20 protein-coding genes and 1 pseudogene are annotated in these 19,663 nt (G+C 66.1%); 8 read left to right on the top strand and 13 right to left on the bottom strand.

Translation table 11 applies throughout. The features are described from left to right. Nucleotides 1-2: 2 nt before the first annotated feature. Genes E3227_RS03650 through E3227_RS03660 form a run of 3 tightly spaced genes read right to left on the bottom strand, consistent with a single transcriptional unit; the run spans nucleotide 3 to nucleotide 1,948 of the window. Complete coding sequence (locus E3227_RS03650; RefSeq protein WP_144317571.1) at nucleotides 3-584, bottom strand: LysE family translocator; 582 nt, start codon at nucleotides 582-584, stop codon at nucleotides 3-5. Continuing rightward, a complete protein-coding gene (locus E3227_RS03655; RefSeq protein ID WP_144317572.1) occupies nucleotides 585-1,289 on the bottom strand; it encodes an SDR family oxidoreductase in 705 nt (234 codons plus the stop codon). It abuts the gene before it with no gap. An 11-nt stretch (nucleotides 1,290-1,300) separates the two neighbouring features. Next, the gene (locus E3227_RS03660; RefSeq protein ID WP_144317573.1) at nucleotides 1,301-1,948 is read right to left on the bottom strand and encodes an alpha-ketoglutarate-dependent dioxygenase AlkB; all 648 of its coding nucleotides are present in this window, start codon (nucleotides 1,946-1,948) and stop codon (nucleotides 1,301-1,303) included. A 35-nt stretch (nucleotides 1,949-1,983) separates the two neighbouring features. On the opposite strand from E3227_RS03660, the gene E3227_RS11440 reads away from it, so the two are divergent. From E3227_RS11440 to E3227_RS03670, 3 genes and pseudogenes are all read left to right on the top strand, one after another. Beyond that, on the top strand, nucleotides 1,984-2,127 hold the full coding sequence (locus tag E3227_RS11440; RefSeq protein WP_006839161.1) for a hypothetical protein: 144 nt from the start codon (nucleotides 1,984-1,986) through the stop codon (nucleotides 2,125-2,127). A 2-nt stretch (nucleotides 2,128-2,129) separates the two neighbouring features. After that, nucleotides 2,130-2,663: a sugar O-acetyltransferase gene (locus tag E3227_RS03665; RefSeq protein ID WP_144317574.1), complete on the top strand. Its 534-nt coding sequence runs from the start codon at nucleotides 2,130-2,132 to the stop codon at nucleotides 2,661-2,663. A gap of 299 nt (nucleotides 2,664-2,962) precedes the next feature. Next, nucleotides 2,963-3,558 (top strand): annotated as a pseudogene (locus E3227_RS03670) (transposase); the annotation flags it as partial. A gap of 279 nt (nucleotides 3,559-3,837) precedes the next feature. Here E3227_RS03670 and thpR read toward each other — a convergent pair. From thpR to E3227_RS11520, 4 genes are read right to left on the bottom strand one after another with little or no spacing between them, the layout of a single operon-like run. Then, complete coding sequence (gene thpR, locus E3227_RS03680; protein WP_144317577.1) at nucleotides 3,838-4,371, bottom strand: RNA 2',3'-cyclic phosphodiesterase; 534 nt, start codon at nucleotides 4,369-4,371, stop codon at nucleotides 3,838-3,840. Nucleotides 4,372-4,395: 24 nt separating this feature from the next. Next, nucleotides 4,396-4,656 (bottom strand): metal-sensitive transcriptional regulator, encoded by a 261-nt coding sequence (locus tag E3227_RS03685; RefSeq protein ID WP_144317578.1) that lies wholly within the window; start codon nucleotides 4,654-4,656, stop codon nucleotides 4,396-4,398. A gap of 1 nt (nucleotide 4,657) precedes the next feature. Continuing rightward, entirely contained in the window at nucleotides 4,658-6,262 is a 1,605-nt protein-coding gene (locus E3227_RS03690) for an FAD-dependent oxidoreductase (protein WP_144317579.1), read from the bottom strand. A 12-nt stretch (nucleotides 6,263-6,274) separates the two neighbouring features. Then, nucleotides 6,275-6,436: a hypothetical protein gene (locus tag E3227_RS11520; protein WP_170228621.1), complete on the bottom strand. Its 162-nt coding sequence runs from the start codon at nucleotides 6,434-6,436 to the stop codon at nucleotides 6,275-6,277. 46 nt (nucleotides 6,437-6,482) lie between these two features. Between E3227_RS11520 and E3227_RS03695 the strand changes: the two genes are divergently transcribed. The 3 genes from E3227_RS03695 to E3227_RS03705 all read left to right on the top strand — a co-directional run bounded on the left by E3227_RS03695 (nucleotide 6,483) and on the right by E3227_RS03705 (nucleotide 11,717). Then, nucleotides 6,483-8,711 (top strand): ATP-dependent RNA helicase, encoded by a 2,229-nt coding sequence (locus tag E3227_RS03695; protein WP_144317580.1) that lies wholly within the window; start codon nucleotides 6,483-6,485, stop codon nucleotides 8,709-8,711. 272 nt (nucleotides 8,712-8,983) lie between these two features. After that, nucleotides 8,984-10,159 carry a Fic family protein gene (locus E3227_RS03700; RefSeq protein ID WP_144317581.1) on the top strand — a complete coding sequence of 392 codons (1,176 nt, stop codon included), beginning with the start codon at nucleotides 8,984-8,986 and terminating at the stop codon, nucleotides 10,157-10,159. Nucleotides 10,160-10,247: 88 nt separating this feature from the next. Then, nucleotides 10,248-11,717: a basic amino acid/polyamine antiporter gene (locus tag E3227_RS03705; protein ID WP_144317582.1), complete on the top strand. Its 1,470-nt coding sequence runs from the start codon at nucleotides 10,248-10,250 to the stop codon at nucleotides 11,715-11,717. Here the strand turns inward: E3227_RS03705 and E3227_RS03710 are convergent. After that, nucleotides 11,688-12,290: a TetR/AcrR family transcriptional regulator gene (locus tag E3227_RS03710; RefSeq protein WP_144317583.1), complete on the bottom strand. Its 603-nt coding sequence runs from the start codon at nucleotides 12,288-12,290 to the stop codon at nucleotides 11,688-11,690. The genes E3227_RS03705 and E3227_RS03710 overlap by 30 nt on opposite strands. 57 nt (nucleotides 12,291-12,347) lie before the next feature. Between E3227_RS03710 and E3227_RS03715 the strand changes: the two genes are divergently transcribed. Next, entirely contained in the window at nucleotides 12,348-13,382 is a 1,035-nt protein-coding gene (locus tag E3227_RS03715; RefSeq protein ID WP_144317584.1) for an AbrB family transcriptional regulator, read from the top strand. Here the strand turns inward: E3227_RS03715 and E3227_RS03720 are convergent. Beyond that, on the bottom strand, nucleotides 13,377-15,035 hold the full coding sequence (locus tag E3227_RS03720) for a DUF885 domain-containing protein (protein ID WP_144317585.1): 1,659 nt from the start codon (nucleotides 15,033-15,035) through the stop codon (nucleotides 13,377-13,379). The genes E3227_RS03715 and E3227_RS03720 overlap by 6 nt on opposite strands. A 113-nt stretch (nucleotides 15,036-15,148) precedes the next feature. On the opposite strand from E3227_RS03720, the gene E3227_RS03725 reads away from it, so the two are divergent. Beyond that, nucleotides 15,149-16,216, top strand: coding sequence for an ROK family transcriptional regulator (locus tag E3227_RS03725; RefSeq protein WP_144317586.1), 1,068 nt, complete (start codon nucleotides 15,149-15,151; stop codon nucleotides 16,214-16,216). On the opposite strand, the gene E3227_RS03730 is transcribed toward E3227_RS03725, so the two are convergent. The 4 genes from E3227_RS03730 to amn are packed head-to-tail and all read right to left on the bottom strand — an operon-like array spanning nucleotide 16,172 to nucleotide 19,612. Beyond that, the gene (locus tag E3227_RS03730) at nucleotides 16,172-16,696 is read right to left on the bottom strand and encodes a gamma carbonic anhydrase family protein (RefSeq protein ID WP_136650203.1); all 525 of its coding nucleotides are present in this window, start codon (nucleotides 16,694-16,696) and stop codon (nucleotides 16,172-16,174) included. The two genes, E3227_RS03725 and E3227_RS03730, sit on opposite strands and share 45 nt — an antisense overlap. Beyond that, nucleotides 16,693-17,280 (bottom strand): HAD family hydrolase, encoded by a 588-nt coding sequence (locus E3227_RS03735; RefSeq protein ID WP_144317587.1) that lies wholly within the window; start codon nucleotides 17,278-17,280, stop codon nucleotides 16,693-16,695. Before E3227_RS03735 ends, E3227_RS03730 begins: the two co-directional genes overlap by 4 nt. 5 nt (nucleotides 17,281-17,285) lie before the next feature. After that, on the bottom strand, nucleotides 17,286-18,221 hold the full coding sequence (locus E3227_RS03740) for a Sir2 family NAD-dependent protein deacetylase (protein ID WP_144317588.1): 936 nt from the start codon (nucleotides 18,219-18,221) through the stop codon (nucleotides 17,286-17,288). After that, complete coding sequence (amn, locus tag E3227_RS03745) at nucleotides 18,221-19,612, bottom strand: AMP nucleosidase (RefSeq protein ID WP_186365386.1); 1,392 nt, start codon at nucleotides 19,610-19,612, stop codon at nucleotides 18,221-18,223. Before amn ends, E3227_RS03740 begins: the two co-directional genes overlap by 1 nt. Nucleotides 19,613-19,663 lie beyond the last annotated feature (51 nt).

Consider the following 19,663-nt stretch of genomic DNA (forward strand, 5'->3'; position numbering starts at 1 on the left):
GCTTAGCTGCTCAATCCGACAAATCCCTCCCACAGCATCCATACGCCCAGCGCGACGAAGATGATGCCGCTGACGATGTCGATGATGTGGCCGTACTTTTCAATGGGCCGCACCAGCCATCGCACGGCGAGCGCGAAGAACACGAACCACGCGAGTCCGATGAGGATCAGCGTGAGCGCGATGGCCACCATCGCCCCAGCCCCCATGCCGGGGCGCACGAACTGGGCGAAGACCGCACCGAAGAACAGCACGGCCTTGGGGTTGGACAGATTGGTGAGTATCCCCGTGCGCAGCGCCCCGGAGGTGTTGACCACCCGGTGCGGTAGCGTCGCGCCCCCGAGGCCCATCCACACGAGGTAGGCGCCGCCGACGATCTGCAACACGGCCAGGATGTCCGGCACCGCCTGCAGCAGCGCACTCAGGCCGACCAGCGAGGCGATGATCCAGATTGCGTTGCCGATCATGATGCCGATCGCGCACGCCACGCCCGCAGCGCGCGACTTCGAGCCCAGCCGGATGATCTGGAACAGGTCGGGCCCCGGGCTGGCGATCGCCGCCAGCCATACTCCAACCAGTGCGAGCAACTAGCGTTCCGCCTGGTCCAGCGGCATGATGCTGAGCGTGTCAATGTTGACGTGCGTCGGCATACTGGCGACCCAGCGCACCGTCTCCGCGATGTCCTCGGCCGTGAGGTTGAGCTTGCCCTCGTAGACGGCGGCGGCGCCCTCTTCATCCTCGAGCCGGTTGAGCGCGAAGTCCGTCTCCACCCGGCCGGGGTCTATTTCGGTGACGCGGATCAGGTTGTCCGCCTCCTCGCGGCGCAGGGCACGGGTGAGGCCGCGCAGCCCGAACTTGGCGGCGTTGTAGCCGGAGCCTCCCTTGTAGGCGTCGGTGCCGGCAACCGAGCCGATGTTGATGATCAGTCCGCTGGCCTCAAGCAGCGCCGGGTAGAGCGCCTTGATCACCCGCACGGTGCCGTAGACGTTGGTTTCGTACATCCAGCGCCAGCGCTCTTCGTCGGCGTCGCGCAGGTAGTCGACCCCCTTCGCACCGCCCGCGTTGTTGACCAGCAGGTCAACGCGCTCCAGCTTCGCCGCCAGCTTGTCGACGCTGCCCTGATCAGTCACGTCCAACTCAACCGCCACACCCCCGATCTCCTCGGCGATGCGTTGGCAGCGCTCATAGCGCCGCGCCGCGACGTAGACCTTCCACCCGTCCGCCGCCAGCGCGCGTGCGCTCGCCTCGCCGATTCCCGCCGATCCGCCCGTGACTACCGCAATGCGTTCCATACTCTCTCACCTTATCTGTGCACCTGGCGCATCGTGATGTTGATCCTGCCCTCCTTCAGGCCCGTTTCGTTCGGACCGGTGCCTGCTCGCGCCCCGGCAACGCCGTGGCGGGCCCGGCGCGCGGGTCCGCCGAAGACCAGGGCGTCGCCCGACATGAGCAACACCTCGCGGCCCTCGATCCGAAACAGGGTGTCGTCGCCGATGGACAGGCTCACCACCGCGTTTTCGGCCTCTTCCTCGGCGTCGACGTGCTCGCCCATGCCGGCGCCCGGCGGGTAGAAGTTCACCAGAGCCGTCTCTACGCGGATCGTCTCCCCCACCGCCTCATCGACCTCGCGGGCGGCGGCGAGAACTTGATCGGCGATGTCCTGGAAGTTGTCCGGGACCGGCGGCACGGCGTAGCCATCCACCTGTCGGACCAACCGGTAGGGGTTCGTCGCCCAGAACCACCCCAAGGAGAGCAGGTGCGCCTTCATCTGGCCCTTTCCAACCATCGGGCGTCGCATCGCCACCGGGGTTCCGGCGACGCTGCGCGCGATCTCGCGCGTCTGCACAACCAACTCCGCCTGCTGCTCGAGCTGCAGGAAGTTCGGCAGGTGCACCACCCCCGGCATGAGACGCTTAGGGGGCCGGGGCAGGGCGGAGGCGTCGATAAGCATGCCCTCAACCTACCGCTACTGGTAGCGTGAGCCGCATGACCAGAGATTTCAACGTGGCCGTCGTCGCCGCTGTCGTGGTCGCCGTGGTGGTTGCGGCGTACATCCTCTCCGAGGGCACGTGGGCTGCCCCGCTGGTGGTGCTTGCGGCATCGATGCTCGCAATCTTCACCCGGCGCTGAGCATGTACCCCACCGGTAGCTGGTACCTGCCCGACGACTCAGAGGCGAGCGCCCAGCACCAGGCCATGCGGGAGCTTCTCCGCGAGTTCAATGCGCAGGCCAACACTTCCCCCGCCAACGACCTGCTGCGCCGCATCTTTCCCAATAGCGAGCATGTCCCCGAGGTGTGGGCAGCGCTGCACCTCGAGTTCGGGGTAAACACGAGGTTCGGGAAGGACTGCTTTCTCAACTTCAACTGCGTCATCCTCGACATCGCGCCGGTGACCATCGGGGCTGGAACGCTTTTCGGACCCGGGTGTCAACTGATCACCGTGGGCCACCCCGTGGACGACCACGCCAAGCGCGCCGCAGGATGGGAGATCGCCCACCCGATCACGATCGGCGATAACTGCTGGTTCGGCGCCGGTGCGATGGTGATGCCGAGGGTGACTATCGGCGACAATTGCGTGATCGCGGCGGGGGCCGTGGTCACTGCCGATGTGCCCGCGAACTCCCTCGTGGCGGGCGTACCGGCCGTGGTGAAGCGTTCGCTATGAACTTAAACCCCCTCACATGCAAGAGAAAGTTCGCTCGAGTAGGCGGCGTCAGGGGGGCATTAATGCTTGTCGACGTCCACGCGCAGCGCACCACAACCTGTTGTGCCGCCGCGTTTCCGATACCAGAGACGCCACGATCGACAGCGCCGTAGCTTCAAGCTGATAGCTCCAAGGAGCCCACCTGCGGGGAAAACGATTAGCGCGCTTACTTCGATTTGATCAACCTGTCGGACCTGACCCCCTGGTGGTGGACACGCTGAAACCAGCATTCTGCTGGGGAAGTGAGGTAGTTTCCTACCATGCCACGCAAGACTTATTCTGAGGCGTTCAAGCGTGACGCGGTCTCGTTGTACGAGTCGACTCCTGGAGCCACGATCAACGCGATCGCTTCCGATCTCGGGGTTAACCGCAATTCGTTGCGCACCTGGCTTGACACTTTCGGTACCGGTACCAAGACCGATGCCAACGGTGAGAAAGTCGCCAGTCCCGTCGCTGCGGCCAACAGTGAACGCACTTGTGCTGAAGGGCTGTCCGATGCTGAGCGTATCCGTATGCTGGAATGCGACAACACCACGCTTAGGCAGGAACGAGAGATCCTACGTAAGGCGGCTAAATATTTCGCGGAAGAGAAGAATTGGTCAACCGCTTCCGATTTGTCGATGACAACCGGCACCTCTACGAGGTCAAGCGGTTATGTGAGGTAATCAAGATCAACCGGTCTTCCTACTACAAGTGGAAATCGGCGGCCCCTGCTCGCCAGAAACGCCTTGTCGCCGATGCGGTGCTGGCAGCGCAGATCAAAACCACCTTCACCGCCGAGAACGGTTGCTACGGGCCGAAACGTGTGACTGCGGCCATCAACTTCAACGGCACTTCCCATGGTGATCATGCACCTTCCCTTCGCCGTCCTGCTCCACGCCCGGGTGGGCGCCGTGTAGTCGATGTACGCACTACCCGACGGGGCGAGATCAATCGGCTGCTTATTCGTGCAAGCGGACATGCTCGGGTTTCAGTTCGGGGTTGCAGTGGCGGTGATCTTATTCAGCGCGCGCACGATCCTCGACGAACACAATCCGGCATTTCGGAGCATCGTCAGCAAGACAGTTCCCGGGCCATCTCCGTCCGCTACTGCCCCATCGGGGCACTTCACCCTAAAACTGTTCACACGAACCTCCTAGCGCAAGTAGAAGGTGTCCACGATGTCGTAGCGCGGTCCACCACCGCGCCCCTTACCCAGGTGCGACTCCATGAGGTGGACCTCGTCGACGGTGAAGTCCGGCCCGCAGTAGACGGAGAGGGCGTGGGAGTGGTCGTCGATAAGCCAGGCGTCGCGAGTGCGGTGGCACTTCTTGGCCACCGTCAGGTGCGCGCGCTGGCGGCGGTCCTCCTCGAGCGAACACTCGCTCATGAGCTCGCGCAGCTGCGGCTTGTCCCCGCCGACCCCGATCCAGAGGGTACGACGATCAAACGCCCCCGCTCCTCTCAGGTGGAGGCGCAAGGGGCGTCGAAAAGCTGTGGCTTGGGCGAGGTGGTCGGACACCGCGGCGGCGTCATTTGGTTGGTTGCCGTAGAACGCCGTTGTGAGGTGCCACGTGTCCGGGTCCGTCCACCTCAGTTCTGAGGACAGGTCCCTGATTGGGCGGAGCGCGCGGACAAGGTGCTCCCGGACCTCGTCCGGAGGCAGCACGGCGGCGAATAGACGTCTCATGACGACGCCTATCCTAACCCGCCGCTAGGCGAAAGAGAGGAACATTTTCTCCATGTCGGCGACGTTCGGCGCGTCCGGATCGTCGCTCGCCAGGCAGCGCTTCATCATCGTCACCAGCACCTGGTAGCTCGCGCGGCTCACCGCCTTGTCCGCCGCGGAGAGCTGGGTGACAATTTCCTCGCAGTCGCGCCCCTCCTCCATCATGCGGATGACGGCGTCGAGCTGGCCGCGGGCGCGCTTGAGCCTGCTTATCGACGGCTTAATCTCCCCCTCGGTCAATTTCATTCTAAGCCTCCTGAGCGAACTTCCAGGTGAGGTACCCGCCACCCACGTTAGCGACCTCGATGCCGCGGTTGGCAAACAGGGAGGCGGCCGTGTGGCCGCGCTGGCCAACCTGGCAGAACACGAGCGCCTTCTCGTCGGCGAGCTCGTCGATGCGGTCGCGCAGGGAGTCGAGCTCGATGTTGATAGCGCCGGTGATGGTGCCGTTGGCGTGCTCGCCGGGGGTGCGGACGTCGATAAGCGTCCAGCCCTCGTCGACGTAGCGCTCGATCTCGTGGTAGGCCACGGTGCGCTCGCCGCCAGCGATGTTGTCGTTGATGAAGCCGGCCATGTTGACCGGGTCCTTCGCGGAACCGAACTGCGGCGCGTAAGCGAGCTCGAGGTCCGCCAGGTCGGAGGCGGTCAGACGGGCGCGCATCGCGGTGGCGATGACGTCGATGCGCTTGTCGGCGCCGTCCTCACCGATTGCCTGGGCGCCGAGGATGGCATCCGTGTCCGCGTCGACGACGAGCTTGAGGTGGATCTGGCTCGCTCCCGGGTAGTAGCCGGCGTGGTTGGAGGGGTGCAGGTAGACGGTGCGCACGTTGCGGCCAGCGGCGCGGGCGCGCTTCTCGTTCCAGCCGACGGATGCGGCGGCCAGGCCGAACAGGCCGACAACGGCCGTGCCGAGCACGGGGCGGGCGGCGGTGTCACGGCCGGTGATCACGTCTGCGACCAAGCGGCCGTGGCGGTTGGCGGTCTGCGCGAGCGGCACCAAGGTCGGCTCATCGCTGACAGCGTCGCGTTTCTGGGTGGCGTCACCGACGGCGAAGATGCGCGGATCGGAGGTGCGCATGGCGTCGTCGACGACGATTCCGCCGCGCTCGCCGACCTCGAGGCCGGCGTCGGAGGCGAGCGTGCTGGCGGGTTTCACGCCAATCGCGGCGATGACGACGTCGGCGTCGATGGTGGTTCCGTCATTTAACGTCACACCCTGCTCGGTGATCTCGGACGCCGCCGAATCGGTCAGGACGGTCACGCCGTTGTCTTCGAGGTGCTTTTTCACGATCGCGGCCATCTCGGGATCCAACGGGCCCATGATCTGGGGGCTGGCCTCGATGATGGTGGTGGCGATTCCGCGGTGGGCCAGGTTTTCGGCGACCTCGAGTCCGATGAAGCCGCCCCCGATGATGGCGGCCTTCTTCGCGCCCTCGACGGCGGACTTGATGGCGTCGAGGTCCTCGACGGTGCGCAGGCTGAGTGCTCGCTCGATGCCGGGCAGCGGCGGGCGCACGGGGGTGGCACCCGGGGAGAGAACGAGGTAGTCGTAGGCGATGGTGTCGCCCGCCTCGGTGGTGACGGTCTGGGCCTCGCGGTCGATCTTCGTCGCCCGGGTGTTGACGCGGACGTCGAGGTTGAAGCGGGAGTTGAGGGATTCGGGGGTCTGCAGGAGCAGGGACTGCCGCTGCTCGATGGTGCCGGAGAGGTGGTAGGGCAGGCCGCAGTTGGCGAACGAAACGTAGCCGGAGGCCTCGAGGACGATGATCTCCATGTCCTCGTCGCGGCGGCGGAGGCGGGTGGCGGCGGACATGCCGCCGGCGACGCCGCCGATGATGACTGTGATTGTCATGGGACTTTTCTCCTATCCGAAGAGGCGGGAGAAGATTCCGCCCTGGCTCTGCTGGTCGCGGGGGCAGGTGCACCATTGTCTGGCGGGGACGTTGGCCTTAACGCTGTCGATGTGCTGGCCGCAGCCGGCCCAGGTGGTCTTGTGGCACTTGTTGCCTGTCGTTGGGTAACACATGAACCGCAAGATACCCCGGGGGGTATATCTTGTCTAGTCTGGGTTCATGTTCAACCTGCCCGAGATCGGAAAAGGCCTGCCCATTGCGGGTGTGATCGACCAGCTGCCCGCCACCGGGCCGCTTGTCGTGGAGGCCCCACCCGGCACCGGCAAGACCACGCTGATCCCGCCGGCTCTCTCCAAGGTCGCGGGCAAAGCGCTGGTCACCGCGCCGAGGAGGGTGGCGGTGCGGGCGGCGGCGCGTCGATTAGCACAGCTCGACGGAAGTGAACTCGGCGACCGCGTCGGGTTTTCCGTCCGCGGCGAGCACCACCCCGGCGAACGGGTCGAGTTTGTCACCCCCGGTGTCCTGCTCAACCGGTTGCTCAAGGACCCCGGCCTCGAAGGCGTCGGCGCCGTCATCATCGACGAGGTCCACGAACGCCAGCTGGACACCGATCTCGTGCTGGCAATGTGCGCGGAGGTGGCCGTGCTGCGCGACGACTTCTACCTCGCCGCGATGTCCGCCACCCTCGACGCGGAAAGGTTCGCCTCTCATCTGGGCGCGCGGATTGTAAGCACCGAGGCGTTCACGCACCCGCTGCGCATCGAATACGCCCCGCACCCCGAGCGCGCCCAGGGCAGCCGCGACTTCTACCGCCACGTCGCATCGCTGTGCGATTCTCCCGAGCGCACCCTCGTCTTCGTGCCCGGGGTCCGCGAGGTGGAGCTCGTTTGCTCGCACCTCAACGACTGCGCCCCGCTGCACGGCCGGCTCAGTTCCGCCGAGCAGGACCGGGCGCTTTACGGCGATGCCCGCGTGGTCGTGGCCACGAGCATCGCGGAATCCTCCATCACGGTCCCGCGCGTGCGCCGCGTCGTCGACTCCGGCCTGTCACGGGTGCCGCGTCGCGACGCCGCGCGCGGCATGACGGGGCTGGTCACGGTCTCGGCGGCAAAAACCAGCGCCGACCAGCGCGCGGGCCGCGCCGGCCGCCTCGGCCCCGGCACCGTCGTGCGCGCCTACTCTCAGTCCGACTACCAGCACTTCGCGCCCGACATCGCCCCGGAGATCACCACCAGCGACCTCACCTCGGCCGCGCTGGCGATGGCGGCGTGGGGCTCGCCCGACCTACCTCTGCTCGATGCCCCACCGGCGCAGGCGATGGAGGATGCGAAGGCCACCCTCACAGAGCTCGGTGCGCTGGATGGTTCGGGCATCACCGAGTTCGGGCGGAAGCTCGCGTCGCTGCCGCTGGATCCCCGGCTCGGTGCGGCGCTTTTGCGCCACGGAAGCGGAGCGGCGGAGACCGTCGCGGGGCTCGCGGAGGGGATGGGCGGCGACCTATCGCGGGCGCGTGCCCCGCGCAACCAGGTGCGGCGCCTCGAGCGGCTTGTCCACAAGTCGGCCCCGGTCGACCCCGGTGAGGTCGTCGCCACGGCCTACCCGGGCTGGGTGGCCAAGAACGTGGGGGGTGCCTACCTGCTGGCCAGCGGCACCCGCGCGACTCTGGACGCCCAGATGGGACAACCTGAATGGATCGCCGCCGCCGAGGTCCAGCTGACAAAGGGCGGCGCCGTGATCCGCTCCGCGGCACCCTACGCCCTGCCCACCGAGCGCATAGCGGAGGAAACCAGGGCATCGCTTATCGACGGCGCGGTGCGCGGCCGGAAAGTCACCGCCATCGGCGCAATCGAGCTGAGCTCCACACCGGTGAAGCTGAGCCCGGAGGAGGCAATGGAGGCTCTCTCCGGCGTCAACTTTGAGGCATTCCGGTTGGACGAGGGCGCGCAGCGTCTCAAGGACCGCCTCGATTTCCTTAACGCCACCGTCGGAAAGCCGTGGCCTGACGTCGCGTGCGGGGATTACGCCCCGGAGATCGCGGAGCTCGCCAGGGGGGCGTCGATAAGCAGGCTCGACATGCGCGCAGCGCTGATGCGGCAGCTGCCCTGGCCGGAGGCCGCGAAGCTGGACGAGCTCGCCCCGGAGCGCCTCGAGGTGCCCAGCGGCTCGCACCCGCGGGTGGACTACGCTACGGGGCGGCCAGTTGTGCGCGTCAAGCTGCAGGAATGCTTCGGGCTGGCGCAGTCTCCGACGTGCGCCGGGGTGAAGGTGCTGTTCCATTTGTTGTCCCCAGCCGGGCGCGAGCTGGCCGTGACGGATGACCTGGTGAGTTTCTGGGATGGGCCCTACCAAGAAGTGCGCAAGGAGATGCGCGGGCGCTACCCCAAACACCCCTGGCCGGAGGACCCGTGGACGGCGACGGCGACGGCGCGGACGAAGAGGAAGATGTGAGGGACTAGACCCTTCCTGGAACCCTTACCCAAACCGCGGATCGCACACCGGTGACTCGCTGTCCGGCTTCGCGCACGTCACGCCACCGAAATCAATCCACTGCCCTTCCTTCAGTTCGTGTTGAGCAGGCGGGCAACACCATAGAGTCGACAAGGGGAGTTACCCGACGCAACTGAATCCTAAGCTTTTCTCTTTACGCAGACACGAAACTATGAGCCAGTAAAATTGTGCGTTTTCGCTTCTGCGAAAACATCGACTGATATGATCGCCGTATGGTGTGGCCGTCTGTCGAGTACGAGGAACTGCCGTGGCATTCATCGTCGCGGGGGATGTCTCGCCGCACTGCGCGCAACGCTCCGTTGACGTACAAAAGCGCAGTAGTGCCCCGCATCGCAGATGCGCAGGTCAATCTCGATGCGGAGACCACAACGCTGCTAGAAACAGCGACTCTCGCGGTCAAGGAATTCGACCTCAGTCACGCTCACTGCATCGTCCCGTTCACCCCCCTTTTGCTGCGCAGCGAGTCGTTTGCATCCAGCCAGATCGAACAGCTCACCTCATCGGCTCGGCGGATCCTGGAAGCAGAGCTCACCGAACTCGCTGGCACCAACGCGCGGTTGATTGTGGCGAACACACGGCAAATGCAGGAGGCAGCGTCGATCGAAGGGGCGTCGACAAGCACGCTCCTTTATATGCATGACGTCTTGCTGCGGGATTCTGCCCCGGAAATCACCGGCGTCCTACGCCAACAACCGGTGTGGATCGGGGGCCACGACTTCTACCCTCGCGACGCACTGTTCGTGCCCCCGCACCACGGTCACCTTCCCGCCCTCATGGAGGATCTCGAGGCATTCGTGGCAAGGCGAGACCTCCCAATCCTCGTTCACGCCGCTCTTGCACACGCGCAGTTCGAGACTATCCACCCATTTGCCGACGGCAACGGCCGCACAGGGCGCGCCCTCGTGCATGTGCTGCTACGACAGCGTGGTCTCACCAGGGAAGCATCACTGCCCCTCTCTGCGGGCCTCCTGACCGAAATCGACTCCTATTTCACGGCGCTCGACTCCTACAGGGAAGGCCGGCCACAGGAGATCATTGACGTCTTCATTCACTCGGCCATCAGCGCTGTGGAGCGCGGCACATGGCTTGCGGCCGAGCTCAACGTCTTACGAGGTGAGTGGGAGGGGGAAGTAAGCGCCCGTGGTGATGCGCTCGTGTGGCAGCTCATACCTTTATTGCTGCGGCGCCCTATGGTGACTTCGAGGATTGTCGCCGAGGAGTTGAACACTACGCCGGTCAGTGCGCGCAAGGCACTGGATACACTGGAGGGCACGGGAATCCTCGCATCGGCGATGCTGGATAAACGGACGCGAGCATGGCGGGCTGTCGAGGTCCTCGACCTGCTCGACGAGTTCGCTGCCCGCGGTGGGCGCCGTCAGGCACCGTGAGGTTGTGCCACGGGTCGGATAATCTGCCGCAGCCGTTCCACCGCATCCATTTTCTTTAATTGAGTTGCCCCCACTATTGTCGACGGACATGACGACGGACTCGAAGACCCACACTGTCACGCAGTGGGCCCTGGTCTCGCTGATCATCGGCTCCACCATCGGGTCCGGGATCTTCGCCCTGCCCCAAAACATCGCCTCGGTGGCCAGCCCCGGCGCGATGCTCGTCGGGTGGGCAATCGCCGGCGTGGGCATGCTTTCCATCGCCTTTGTCTTCCAGATCCTCGCCCTGCGCAAGCCGAACCTGGATTCCGGGGTGTACTCCTACGTCCGCGCGGGCCTGGGCGACTTCATCGGCTTCACCTCGGGCTGGGGGTACTGGTTGGGCTCGGTGATTGCGCAGGTGGGCTACGCCAACCTGTTCTTCTCCACCATCGGCCATTACGTGCCGGTACTGAGGAACAACTTGGTGCTCGCGGTGGCGACATCCGCGCTGACGTGGGTGATCTTCGCCGCTCTCACCCGCGGCGTGAAGCAGGCCGCGCTGATGAACCTGGTGACCACGGTGGCCAAACTGGTGCCCATCGTAGCCTTCATCGTCCTAGTCGCCTTCCTCGGTTTCAGCTGGGACACCTTCACCCTCGACTTCTGGGGCGAGCGCTCGGGGGCGTCGTTTAGCGAGCAGCTCCAGGGCATCATGCTGTTTACGGTGTGGGTATTCATCGGCATCGAGGGAGCGAGCGTGTACTCCAAGCAGGCGCGCACGCGTGGCGACGTCGGCCGCGCCACCGTCATCGGCTTCCTCTCCGTGCTCGGTCTCCTCGTCGCCGTGTCCACTCTGTCCTACGGCGTGCTCAGCCGCGAGGAACTCGCCGCGCTGCCGGAGAACTCCATGGGCGCGGTCCTCGAGGCGGTCATCGGCCCGGCCGGAGGCGCGCTGATTTCAATCGGTCTGTGCCTGTCCGTGCTGGGCGCCTACGTGTCGTGGCAGATGCTGTGCGCGGAGCCGATCGTGATGATGGCCAACGACGGTCTGCTGCCCACCCGCCTCGGCCGCACCAACTCGGCCGGCGCACCGGTGATCGCCCAGCTCATCTCCACCGCGGTGATCCAGGCCTTCGTGATTATCTTCTACGTCAGCGAGGCCTCGTACACCTCCATGGTGCAGCTCGCGACCATCATGTACCTGCTGCCGTATATCTTCTCTTCGCTCTACTTGGTGCTCCTCGCCGTGCGCGGCAAGGGGCTCACCCACCCGCACGCGGGCACGCGTTTCGACGACTCCGGGCCCATAGTCGGTGCCCAAGAAAACCAGAGGCACCTCCTCATCGGCGTCCTCGGCGTCATCTACTCGCTGTGGCTGATCTACGCCGCCGACCCCGTTTACGTGCTCTTCGGCGCGCTCGCCGTCATTCCCGGGCTTGTCCCTTACGTGCTAACGCGGCTGAGCAGGCGCGAGAAGCTGTTCAACGGTTTCGAGTGGGCCGTCGTGGTGATCGTCGTCGCCGGCGCAATCGTCGCCGTCACCGGCTTACTCAATGGCACCCTTGCTTTTGGCTGACGCGACAATCGGCCACAGCATCTCCGCCATCGCGCGGGCGTGGGCCCTTTTGTCGCGTAGGTCGAACGCCGTGCGCATGACCACGCTGCCCACCACCATGGTGGCGATGACTCCGCCGTTGACGTCGGCCGAGAAGCTGCCCACCTCAACACCCTTGCGGTAGTAGCGTGCGAAACCATCGAGCAGTTCGGAGACGACGCGCTCGCGCCACTCGCCGATAAACTCGTCCGAGCTCGACACCGTGGCGCCGATCAGGCGGATGCCGATCTTGTTCTCTAGGTGATCCTGCACGCTGGCCAGGTACTGTTCGAACCCCTTCTGCGTGGTGGGGTACTCCGTGGGGATTTCCAGCGTCACCCGGCGAAGGGCGTCGATAAGCATGTCGATGCGATCGTTGTAGCGCCTGTAGATGGTGGTCTTGGCCACTCCAGAATCTGCCACGACGGCGTCAATGGTCACCGCCGGGAACCCTTTTTCGCGCGCGAGTTTGAGCACGGAGCGGACAATCTTCTCCTCGGTCGCTGCCCGGCGCTTTGGCCGCTGACCTCGAACCGGCGTCTCAGTGTTGGTCATTGGCTAATAATGACACATCCATAGGAGCGAAAACTTAGATATAGGAAAATTTGCTGCTTGAGTATCATCGCCCGAGTGCACACATGGCTCAGATGGCTGATCGTCGCTCCCACATCGGTCGCACTCGGCTTCGTGCTCTCTCACCTCGGAGTCCCGGCGGCCTGGATCCTCGGCGCCATCCTCGCCTCCGGCGCAATGGCGCTGGCCAGCGGACGGGATCTGCCCGTCGACCCACGTATCCTCTCAGCCGCCCGTGGCATCATCGGGGTCATCGCAGCGCTGCCGCTGGCCAACGTGCCCCCGCGCGAGCTGCTCAGCTACCTCGCCCCGGGCGTGATGGTCGCGGTGGTGACGGTGGGCCTCGCGTTTGCCGGAGGCCTGTTTTTGGCCAGGCACGGCGTGTCGCGCGAGACGGGGATACTTTCCCTGCTCGCAGGCGGGGCGTCGATGATGCCCGCGGTCGCCGAAGACGTCGGCGGGGACCCGCGGTATGTGGCGCTGTCGCAGTACCTGCGGCTACTGGCCGTCTCGGTGACCCTGCCGCTGGTTGCCGCGTTTCTCACCGCGCCCGGCGGGACGGGCCACGCCCCTGAGGCCAGCGCGTGGTGGGTGTGGCTGCTCATCCCCGCGCTCGTCGCGGTGGGCCAGCCGCTGGGCACACTGCTCCACATGCCGAACTCGAAGGTGTTCGGCCCGCTCGTACTCACCGCGGTTGTCGCCTCGGTTATCGACGCCCCCCTGACCCCGCCACCGGCCATCTCGATTGTGGCCTTCCTCGCGATCGGGTGGCTCTGCGGCGGCGGCCTCAACGTTCCCGCTCTCAAGCTCTTCGCGCGCCTGCTGCCGGTCACCGTGACCTACATCGTGGCGCTGATGGGGGCGTGCGCCGCTGTGGGCCTGGTGGTCTCGGCGTGGCTGGATATCACCTACTACGAGGGCTACCTCGCCACCAGCCCCGGCGCGATCGAGACAGTGCTGGCGCTGTCGGCGGAAGGCGGCGCGGGGCCGGCCGTGATCGCGATCCAGCTCATCCGATTGTGCGGGGTACTGATGTTCGCCGCCTACCTGCCGAAGCTGCTCAAGCGGCTATAGCAGTTCCTGGGCCAGAAGGTCCATCGGCATTGAGCCGAGACGCAGGGCGCGGCCGTGGAACTCGCGCAGCGTGGCGCCCTGGGCAAGCGCTTCGTCGCGAAGCTCGAGCCAGGCGCGGTAGCCCACGGCGCAGGCGGCCGCCTGCCCCGGCCAGCCCATGTAGCGGTCCAGCTCGAAGCTGCGGCGGGTCTCAGCCATGGCGGTGTTGTCGCGCAGGAACGCCTTGGCGTACTGGGCATCCCACACGCCGGTCTTGTCCGGCGTCTTCTTGTGCAGATGGACACCGATGTCAACGATAACGCGGGCGAGCTGCAGTCGCCTCGAGTCGAGGTGGCCAAGCCGCATGGCCGGGTCCTCGAAGAAGCCGTAGGAATCCATCAGGTGCTCGGCGTAGAGCGCCCAGCCCTCGGAGTGCGCGGCGTTGACGTAGACGCTGCGGCGCCACAGGTTCAGGTTGCTGCGCTCGGTCAGCGCCGTCGCGGACTGCACGTGGTGGCCGGGCGCACCCTGGTGGAAGATGTGGGTCAGCTCGTGCCAGGTGTGCAGCGCTTGACTGCCCTCCGGCATGGACCACCACAGGGTGCCGGGGCGGACCATGTCGTCGCTCGGCGGGGTGTAGTACAGCCCGCCGCTGCCCGTCTGGTCGATCGCGCAGTCCAGCCGCTCCACGCCCCGGGGGATGGTGAAGCAGTTGTCACGCAGCACGTCGTAGGCCTGGCGGGTGGTCTCGACCATCCAGTCGAGCAGCTCGTCGGAGGAGCGAAGCGTGTAGCGCTCGTCCTCGTTGAGCTTGCGGTACGCCGCGTGGATCGTGGTGGGTGCATCGAACATGGAGTTGGTCAGCTTCGACTGCTGCTCGACTAACTCGCGCAGACTCTCAATGGCCCACTCATAGGTTTCATCGAGGTCGACCTTGCGGCCGAGAAAGAACTGGGAGAGGAACTCGTAGCGTTCGCGGCCCACACCGTCGTCGTGCGGCGCCATCGGCGAGAGCTCGGTGGACAGCCAGTCTGCCATGTCCTGGAAGGCGTTCTTGGCGTCACTGACCACCGCCGCTTCAGCGGATACACCGAGGTGCTCGAGCATCGAGCCCTCATCCCCGAGCGCTTCACACTGGCTGATCACGGCGTCGATCTGGCGGTGGGTGGCTACATCACCCTGGCTGGCCGCCTCGGCCAGCGACTCGCGGTAGCCGGCCAGCGCGTCGGCCACCTTGGACAGGCGGGATTCCACGTTGGCGATGTCGTCAGCGCTCTGCTTCGGCATCAAACGCAAGCTGTCCCGGATGCGCTGGACAGGCGAGTCGATGTTGTTGAGCATCCGCAGGTCTTCGCCACGGTGGTGCAAGTCAAGCTCTTGGGTCATGCGGTCGCGCAGGATCGCTGCGGTGAGCGTGTCTACCGGGTCGAAATCGTCGTCGTCGTCGGAATCGTCGGTGGAATCGTTGAGCGCATCGACGTCGGCGAGGAGGTCGCGGATGCGGTTCGCAAGGTCTTCCCAGTAGGCCGGGCTGAAGTCCTGGAGTTCGTGGTCGTGGCCCTCAATACCGATTCTCGAACCCAGGGTTGGGGAGAGCGCGACGAGGTCGTAGACGAAATCCTCACAGGTCGCGTCGAGCAGAGAGGGACTCCTTCCAGTTTGAGCAGACGTCATGAGGGCAAAGTCTAACGCAGAATTCTTCTATCCGTAAAGGCCAGAGCAGCTCTGCCACGCTTGGTCTACCCCAAGTGGACAAAGCGGTCTATAGCGTTGCTATTATATTCACTATGAGCTCGTTTCCATTCTCCCGACCGCCGAGCCCGGCGGCAAAATGCCTGCACCTGATCAGGCTGCGGGAGCTGACGTCGAGAAGCGAGCTCGTTAAAGACACGCACCTGAGCCAGCCCACGATAACCCGCGCCGTCGCCGCCCTGGTCAAAGCGGGCTACGTCACCGAGCGCACCGACCTCACCCGCGCCGCAGGGCGCGGCCGCCCCACCGTGCCGCTAGAGCTGTCCGAACCGCGCGCCCTGCACGCCGGGATCGCCGTGGGCACCCTGTCGACCTACATCGCGCTGTTCGACCTCAAGGGGCGCACGGTGCGCAGCGTCGACATCGACGTTGAGGTCGCCGACGAAAGCCAAGACGACTTCATCCAGCGCATCATGGCCACGCTCAACCGGCTGACCACAGGCGTAAGCCGCCCGCTGGCCACCGTGGGCGTGACCACCTCCGGCAGCGTCACCGGCGACGGCGAGGTCTACGCCCCGAACCTCGGGTGGCGCGACGCGGAGATCGGCGCGCAGCTGCGCGAGCAATTCTCCGTACCCGTCGTGGTCACCTCGGCCGCCGCGGCGATCGTCGGCTCCGAGATCCAGTCCTCGCCCTCGCTTAACGACGAGGCCGTCCTGGCGCTATTCGCCGACGACTCTATCGGCTGCGCGCTGGCCACCGAGGAAGGCGTGCTGCCCATCGCGGTTACCCGCGACGACCTGACCACGCAGGGGCTAATCGACGCCATCGGGGAGCCGAGCATCCGCACGCTTCGCGACGCCGTGACCGACTCCGCGCACAAGCACACCACGCGCGGCGCTCTCGACGACCGCGCCCACCAGCTCGGCGAGCTCGCCGCGCAGCTCAGCTCGCAGCACGCGCCGTCGACCATCGTCGTCGCCGGCAGCGCGTTTATCGACGACCCACTGGCCCCCGCGCCCTTCGCCCGCAGCGTACGCGGCGCAGGCATCGACGTCGAGCTGCGGATGATCCCGACCCACCGCGAGGTGGTGCGCGACATCGCCCGCGCCGTGGCCCTAGACTTCGTGCTCCGCGAGCCCCTCGCGGTGGCGTCGCCCTAGCTCCACGTAGGACGCGGCGTGGCGCACCCGGTCGTCTCGCGAAGCCTCGTCCAGTTGTTTACGCACCTTCGCTGGCACCCCGGCCGCCACGCTGAAGCGGGGAATGTCCTGGCCCTCTAGCACCACCGCTCCCCCGCCAACGATGCTGCCCTCGCCGACGCGCGAGCGTGACAGCACCGTCGCGCTCATCCCGATCAGGCAGGCCGACTCGATGCGACAGGAGTGGACCATGGCGAGGTGGCCGACCGTGACGTCCTCCTCAAGCACCGTCTCACCGCCCGTATCAACGTGGATGACGCTGCCGTCCTGAATGTTGGAGCGCGCCCCGATCCGGATCGGGCCCACGTCCCCGCGAATCACCGCCCCCGGCCACACGCTGACGTCCTCACCGATGGTGACGTCACCGATGATCGTTGCCTCCGGCGCGATGTACGCGCTCGGGTGGATCGACGGGGTCTTCGACTCGAAGCGGTAAATCACGCCAGTGCCTTTCTTACGTCATCCGGGTCGGTGAACAGGATCGCACGCATCCCGAGCTCCGCTGCCGCCTCGACCCACTGCTCGCGGTGGTCGAAGTACACGGTCGAGGTCAGTTTCGCGCCCATCGCGTCGACCGCCACCCGGTAGGCGGCCGCGTCCGGCTTGTCCACGCCGATATCGCAGGAGAAGGTCACCGCGTCGAGCTCGCCCAACCACGGGTGGGTGCTGCGCAGGTGGGACGCGACGACGGGCGGGGCGTTGTCGACGATCCCGCACGTCCAGCCGTCGTCGACAAGCTCAAGCAGGCACTCCACCACGGCACGGCGCGGTTCCAAAAGGGTGTCCACATCCGCCGCGACGGCCTCGTGGACGTCGATGTCATCGATCCCGGCGCGCAGGGCCACCTGCTGCCACCAGCGGACATCGGAGACGTCGCCGACGTTGTAGGAGGGCCGGAGGTCTCTGTACACCGCCCAGAACCGCTCCGGGTCCAACGCACCCGCCGCCTGTTCCACCCGCGCCAGCGCGGCGGGCGTCCTGAGCTCCAACGCAACGCCGGAGAGCCCGAAAAGTAGAGCGTCCATGCCTCTTAAGCGTAGCCGAGGGCGTCGACAATCAGCTCGAGCGCGTCACCGACGTTTGCCCGCCACACCACGTCGACCTTCGGGTCGGCGCGGCCCGGCCCAGCGTTGATCACGGCGACCTTCTTGCCCGCGGTAAGCGCGTCGAGTACCAACCGGTAGCCGCTCATCACGGCCAACGAGGTGCCCATGGCGATCACCCCGGTGGAGTGCTCGAGCATCTCGGCCGCCCGCGCGCGGCGCTCACGCGGCACGTTCTCGCCGAAGTAGACCACGTCGGGCTTGACGCGCGTCGAGCCGCACGAGCTGCACGCGATCATGCGGAAGCGCTCGACGTCGCTGTCGCGCAGCTCGACGTCGCCGTCGGGGTTGAGCATCGAGCCCGTGACGACGACCGATTCAACGTAGCCGGGGTTCGCGGCGGTCAGGCGGGCGTCGAAAAGCTCGCGCTGCTCGCGCGCGGAGCAGTCGAGGCAGACGACGCAGTCCATGTCGCCGTGCAGCGCGATGACGCGCTCACTGCCGGCCTCGACGTGCAGCCCGTCGACGTTCTGGGTGACAATGCCGCTGATCAGCCCGGCGCGCTCCAGCTCCACCAGCGCGAAGTGGGCGCGGTTGGGGGCGGCTGCCCGCATGAAGCGGATGCCGACGAAAGCGCGGGCCCAGTAGCGGCGCACCGCTGTCGGCGAGTGCGCGAACTCCTGGTAGGTCATCGGGCGCCCCTTGGTCAGCCGCCCGCCCGGTGAGCGGTAGTCGGGGATGCCTGACTCGGTGGACATGCCCGCGCCCGTGAGCACGAGGACCTGCGAGTCGCGCAGCATGCCCACCACCCGGCTCAGGGCCTGCACCGGGTCGGTGGGCGTGACCGTTTCGGCGACGACGCGCTCAATGGAACGGATCGCGCTGCGGTGCGCCATCTGCACCGCGGGGTCGGAAAACTCCATTAGCGAAACGGCACTTCGCCGATCGTGCGGCGCAGCTTGCGCGTGCGCAGGCGCTCGGGGTTCTTCGCCAGCTTCTCCATCGCCTTGACCGCGCACATCACATGCGCCTCCTTCGAGTTGGAGTAGAAGGCCTGGGCGGCGGCCGGCAACTTGGGCACGGCGTGCAGCGGCAGGTCCGACACCGCGAGCAGGGTGCCATACGGAACGCGGTAGCGGTAGCCGTTGGCGGCGATGGTGCACGATTCCATGTCCACGGCGGCCGCGGTGGAGCCGCGCAGCCAGTTCCACAGCTCCTGCGGCGACTTCCACTCCCAGTTGCGGTCCCCGGTGGACAGCACGGTGCCGGTGCGCATCAGCGAGGGGTCCTCGCCGTAGATCCTCTCCACGGTCTTTTCCAGGGTGCGCTGGATCTCGGGGACGGCGGGAATGGGCTGGTCGCGGCGGATGTGGGCGTCGAGAAGGTTGTCGTGGCGCTCGTAGGCGTTGCCCAGAATCAGGTCCCCGATGCGCATCCGCCCGTCCATGCCGGCGCAGTGGCCGATCATGATCCACGCCTCCGGGCGCAGCACGGCGAGGCAGTCGGTGATCGTCTTCGCGTTCGACGGCCCGACCCCGATGTTGATCATGGTGATACCGTCGCCGTCCTCGGTGACCAGGTCGTAGCGCGGCATTTGGCGCGGAGAGCCGAGGTCCACGTCGCCGGGGTTCTCCCCCGGCTCCACCTCGCCCGAGGGCAGCACCAGGCGGGTGTAGCGGGAATCGGGCTTTTCCATCGCGCGCAGCCCGAACGCGACGAACTCGCGGGTGTGCATGGCGTAGTTGGTAAACAGAATGTAGCGCTGCACCGTATCTACCGGGATGCCCGTGTAGTGCTCGATGCGCGCGCACGCGATGTCGAAGCGTTGCGGCCCGAAGTGGAACAGCGGTTTCTCCGCGCCGTGGAAAGAGTCCCACTCGCCGTCGATGATGCCGTCGTGGACGTCGTCAAGCGTGGGGCGCGGGACGGAATCGGCGTAGGAGGCGCGCACCTCGCTCAAGCCCTTGATGCCGCGGATGTACTCCGGTGGGATGCGGGTATCCGAGTAGCCGACGCGGATCTCGCAGGGGTAGTTGGAGCACAGGGCGCGCAGCTGGTTGGTCAGGTAGGAGGCCATCAGGTCTGGGCGCGACAGCGTTGCGCTGTACGTTCCCGCCTCGTCGACGTAGCCAAACGGCTCGCGGCGATCCACCGGGACCCACTGCGTGACCTCAACGGCGATCTTCGGGTACCGCACGGCGTCGTAGCCCGAGTAATCGCCCGATGCGATGACCTCGCGCGCGAGATCGCACGACGCTTCATAGAGCTCGATTAGCTTCTCGACGCTCTCTTCAACGCTTTCGACCCTCTCCATGGGCGCCAGCGTACTCAAAACCCGCGCTGTGGACCCTCCCCAGTATTCTTG

This window comes from Corynebacterium sanguinis, assembly GCF_007641235.1.
Taxonomy (GTDB): domain Bacteria; phylum Actinomycetota; class Actinomycetes; order Mycobacteriales; family Mycobacteriaceae; genus Corynebacterium; species Corynebacterium sanguinis.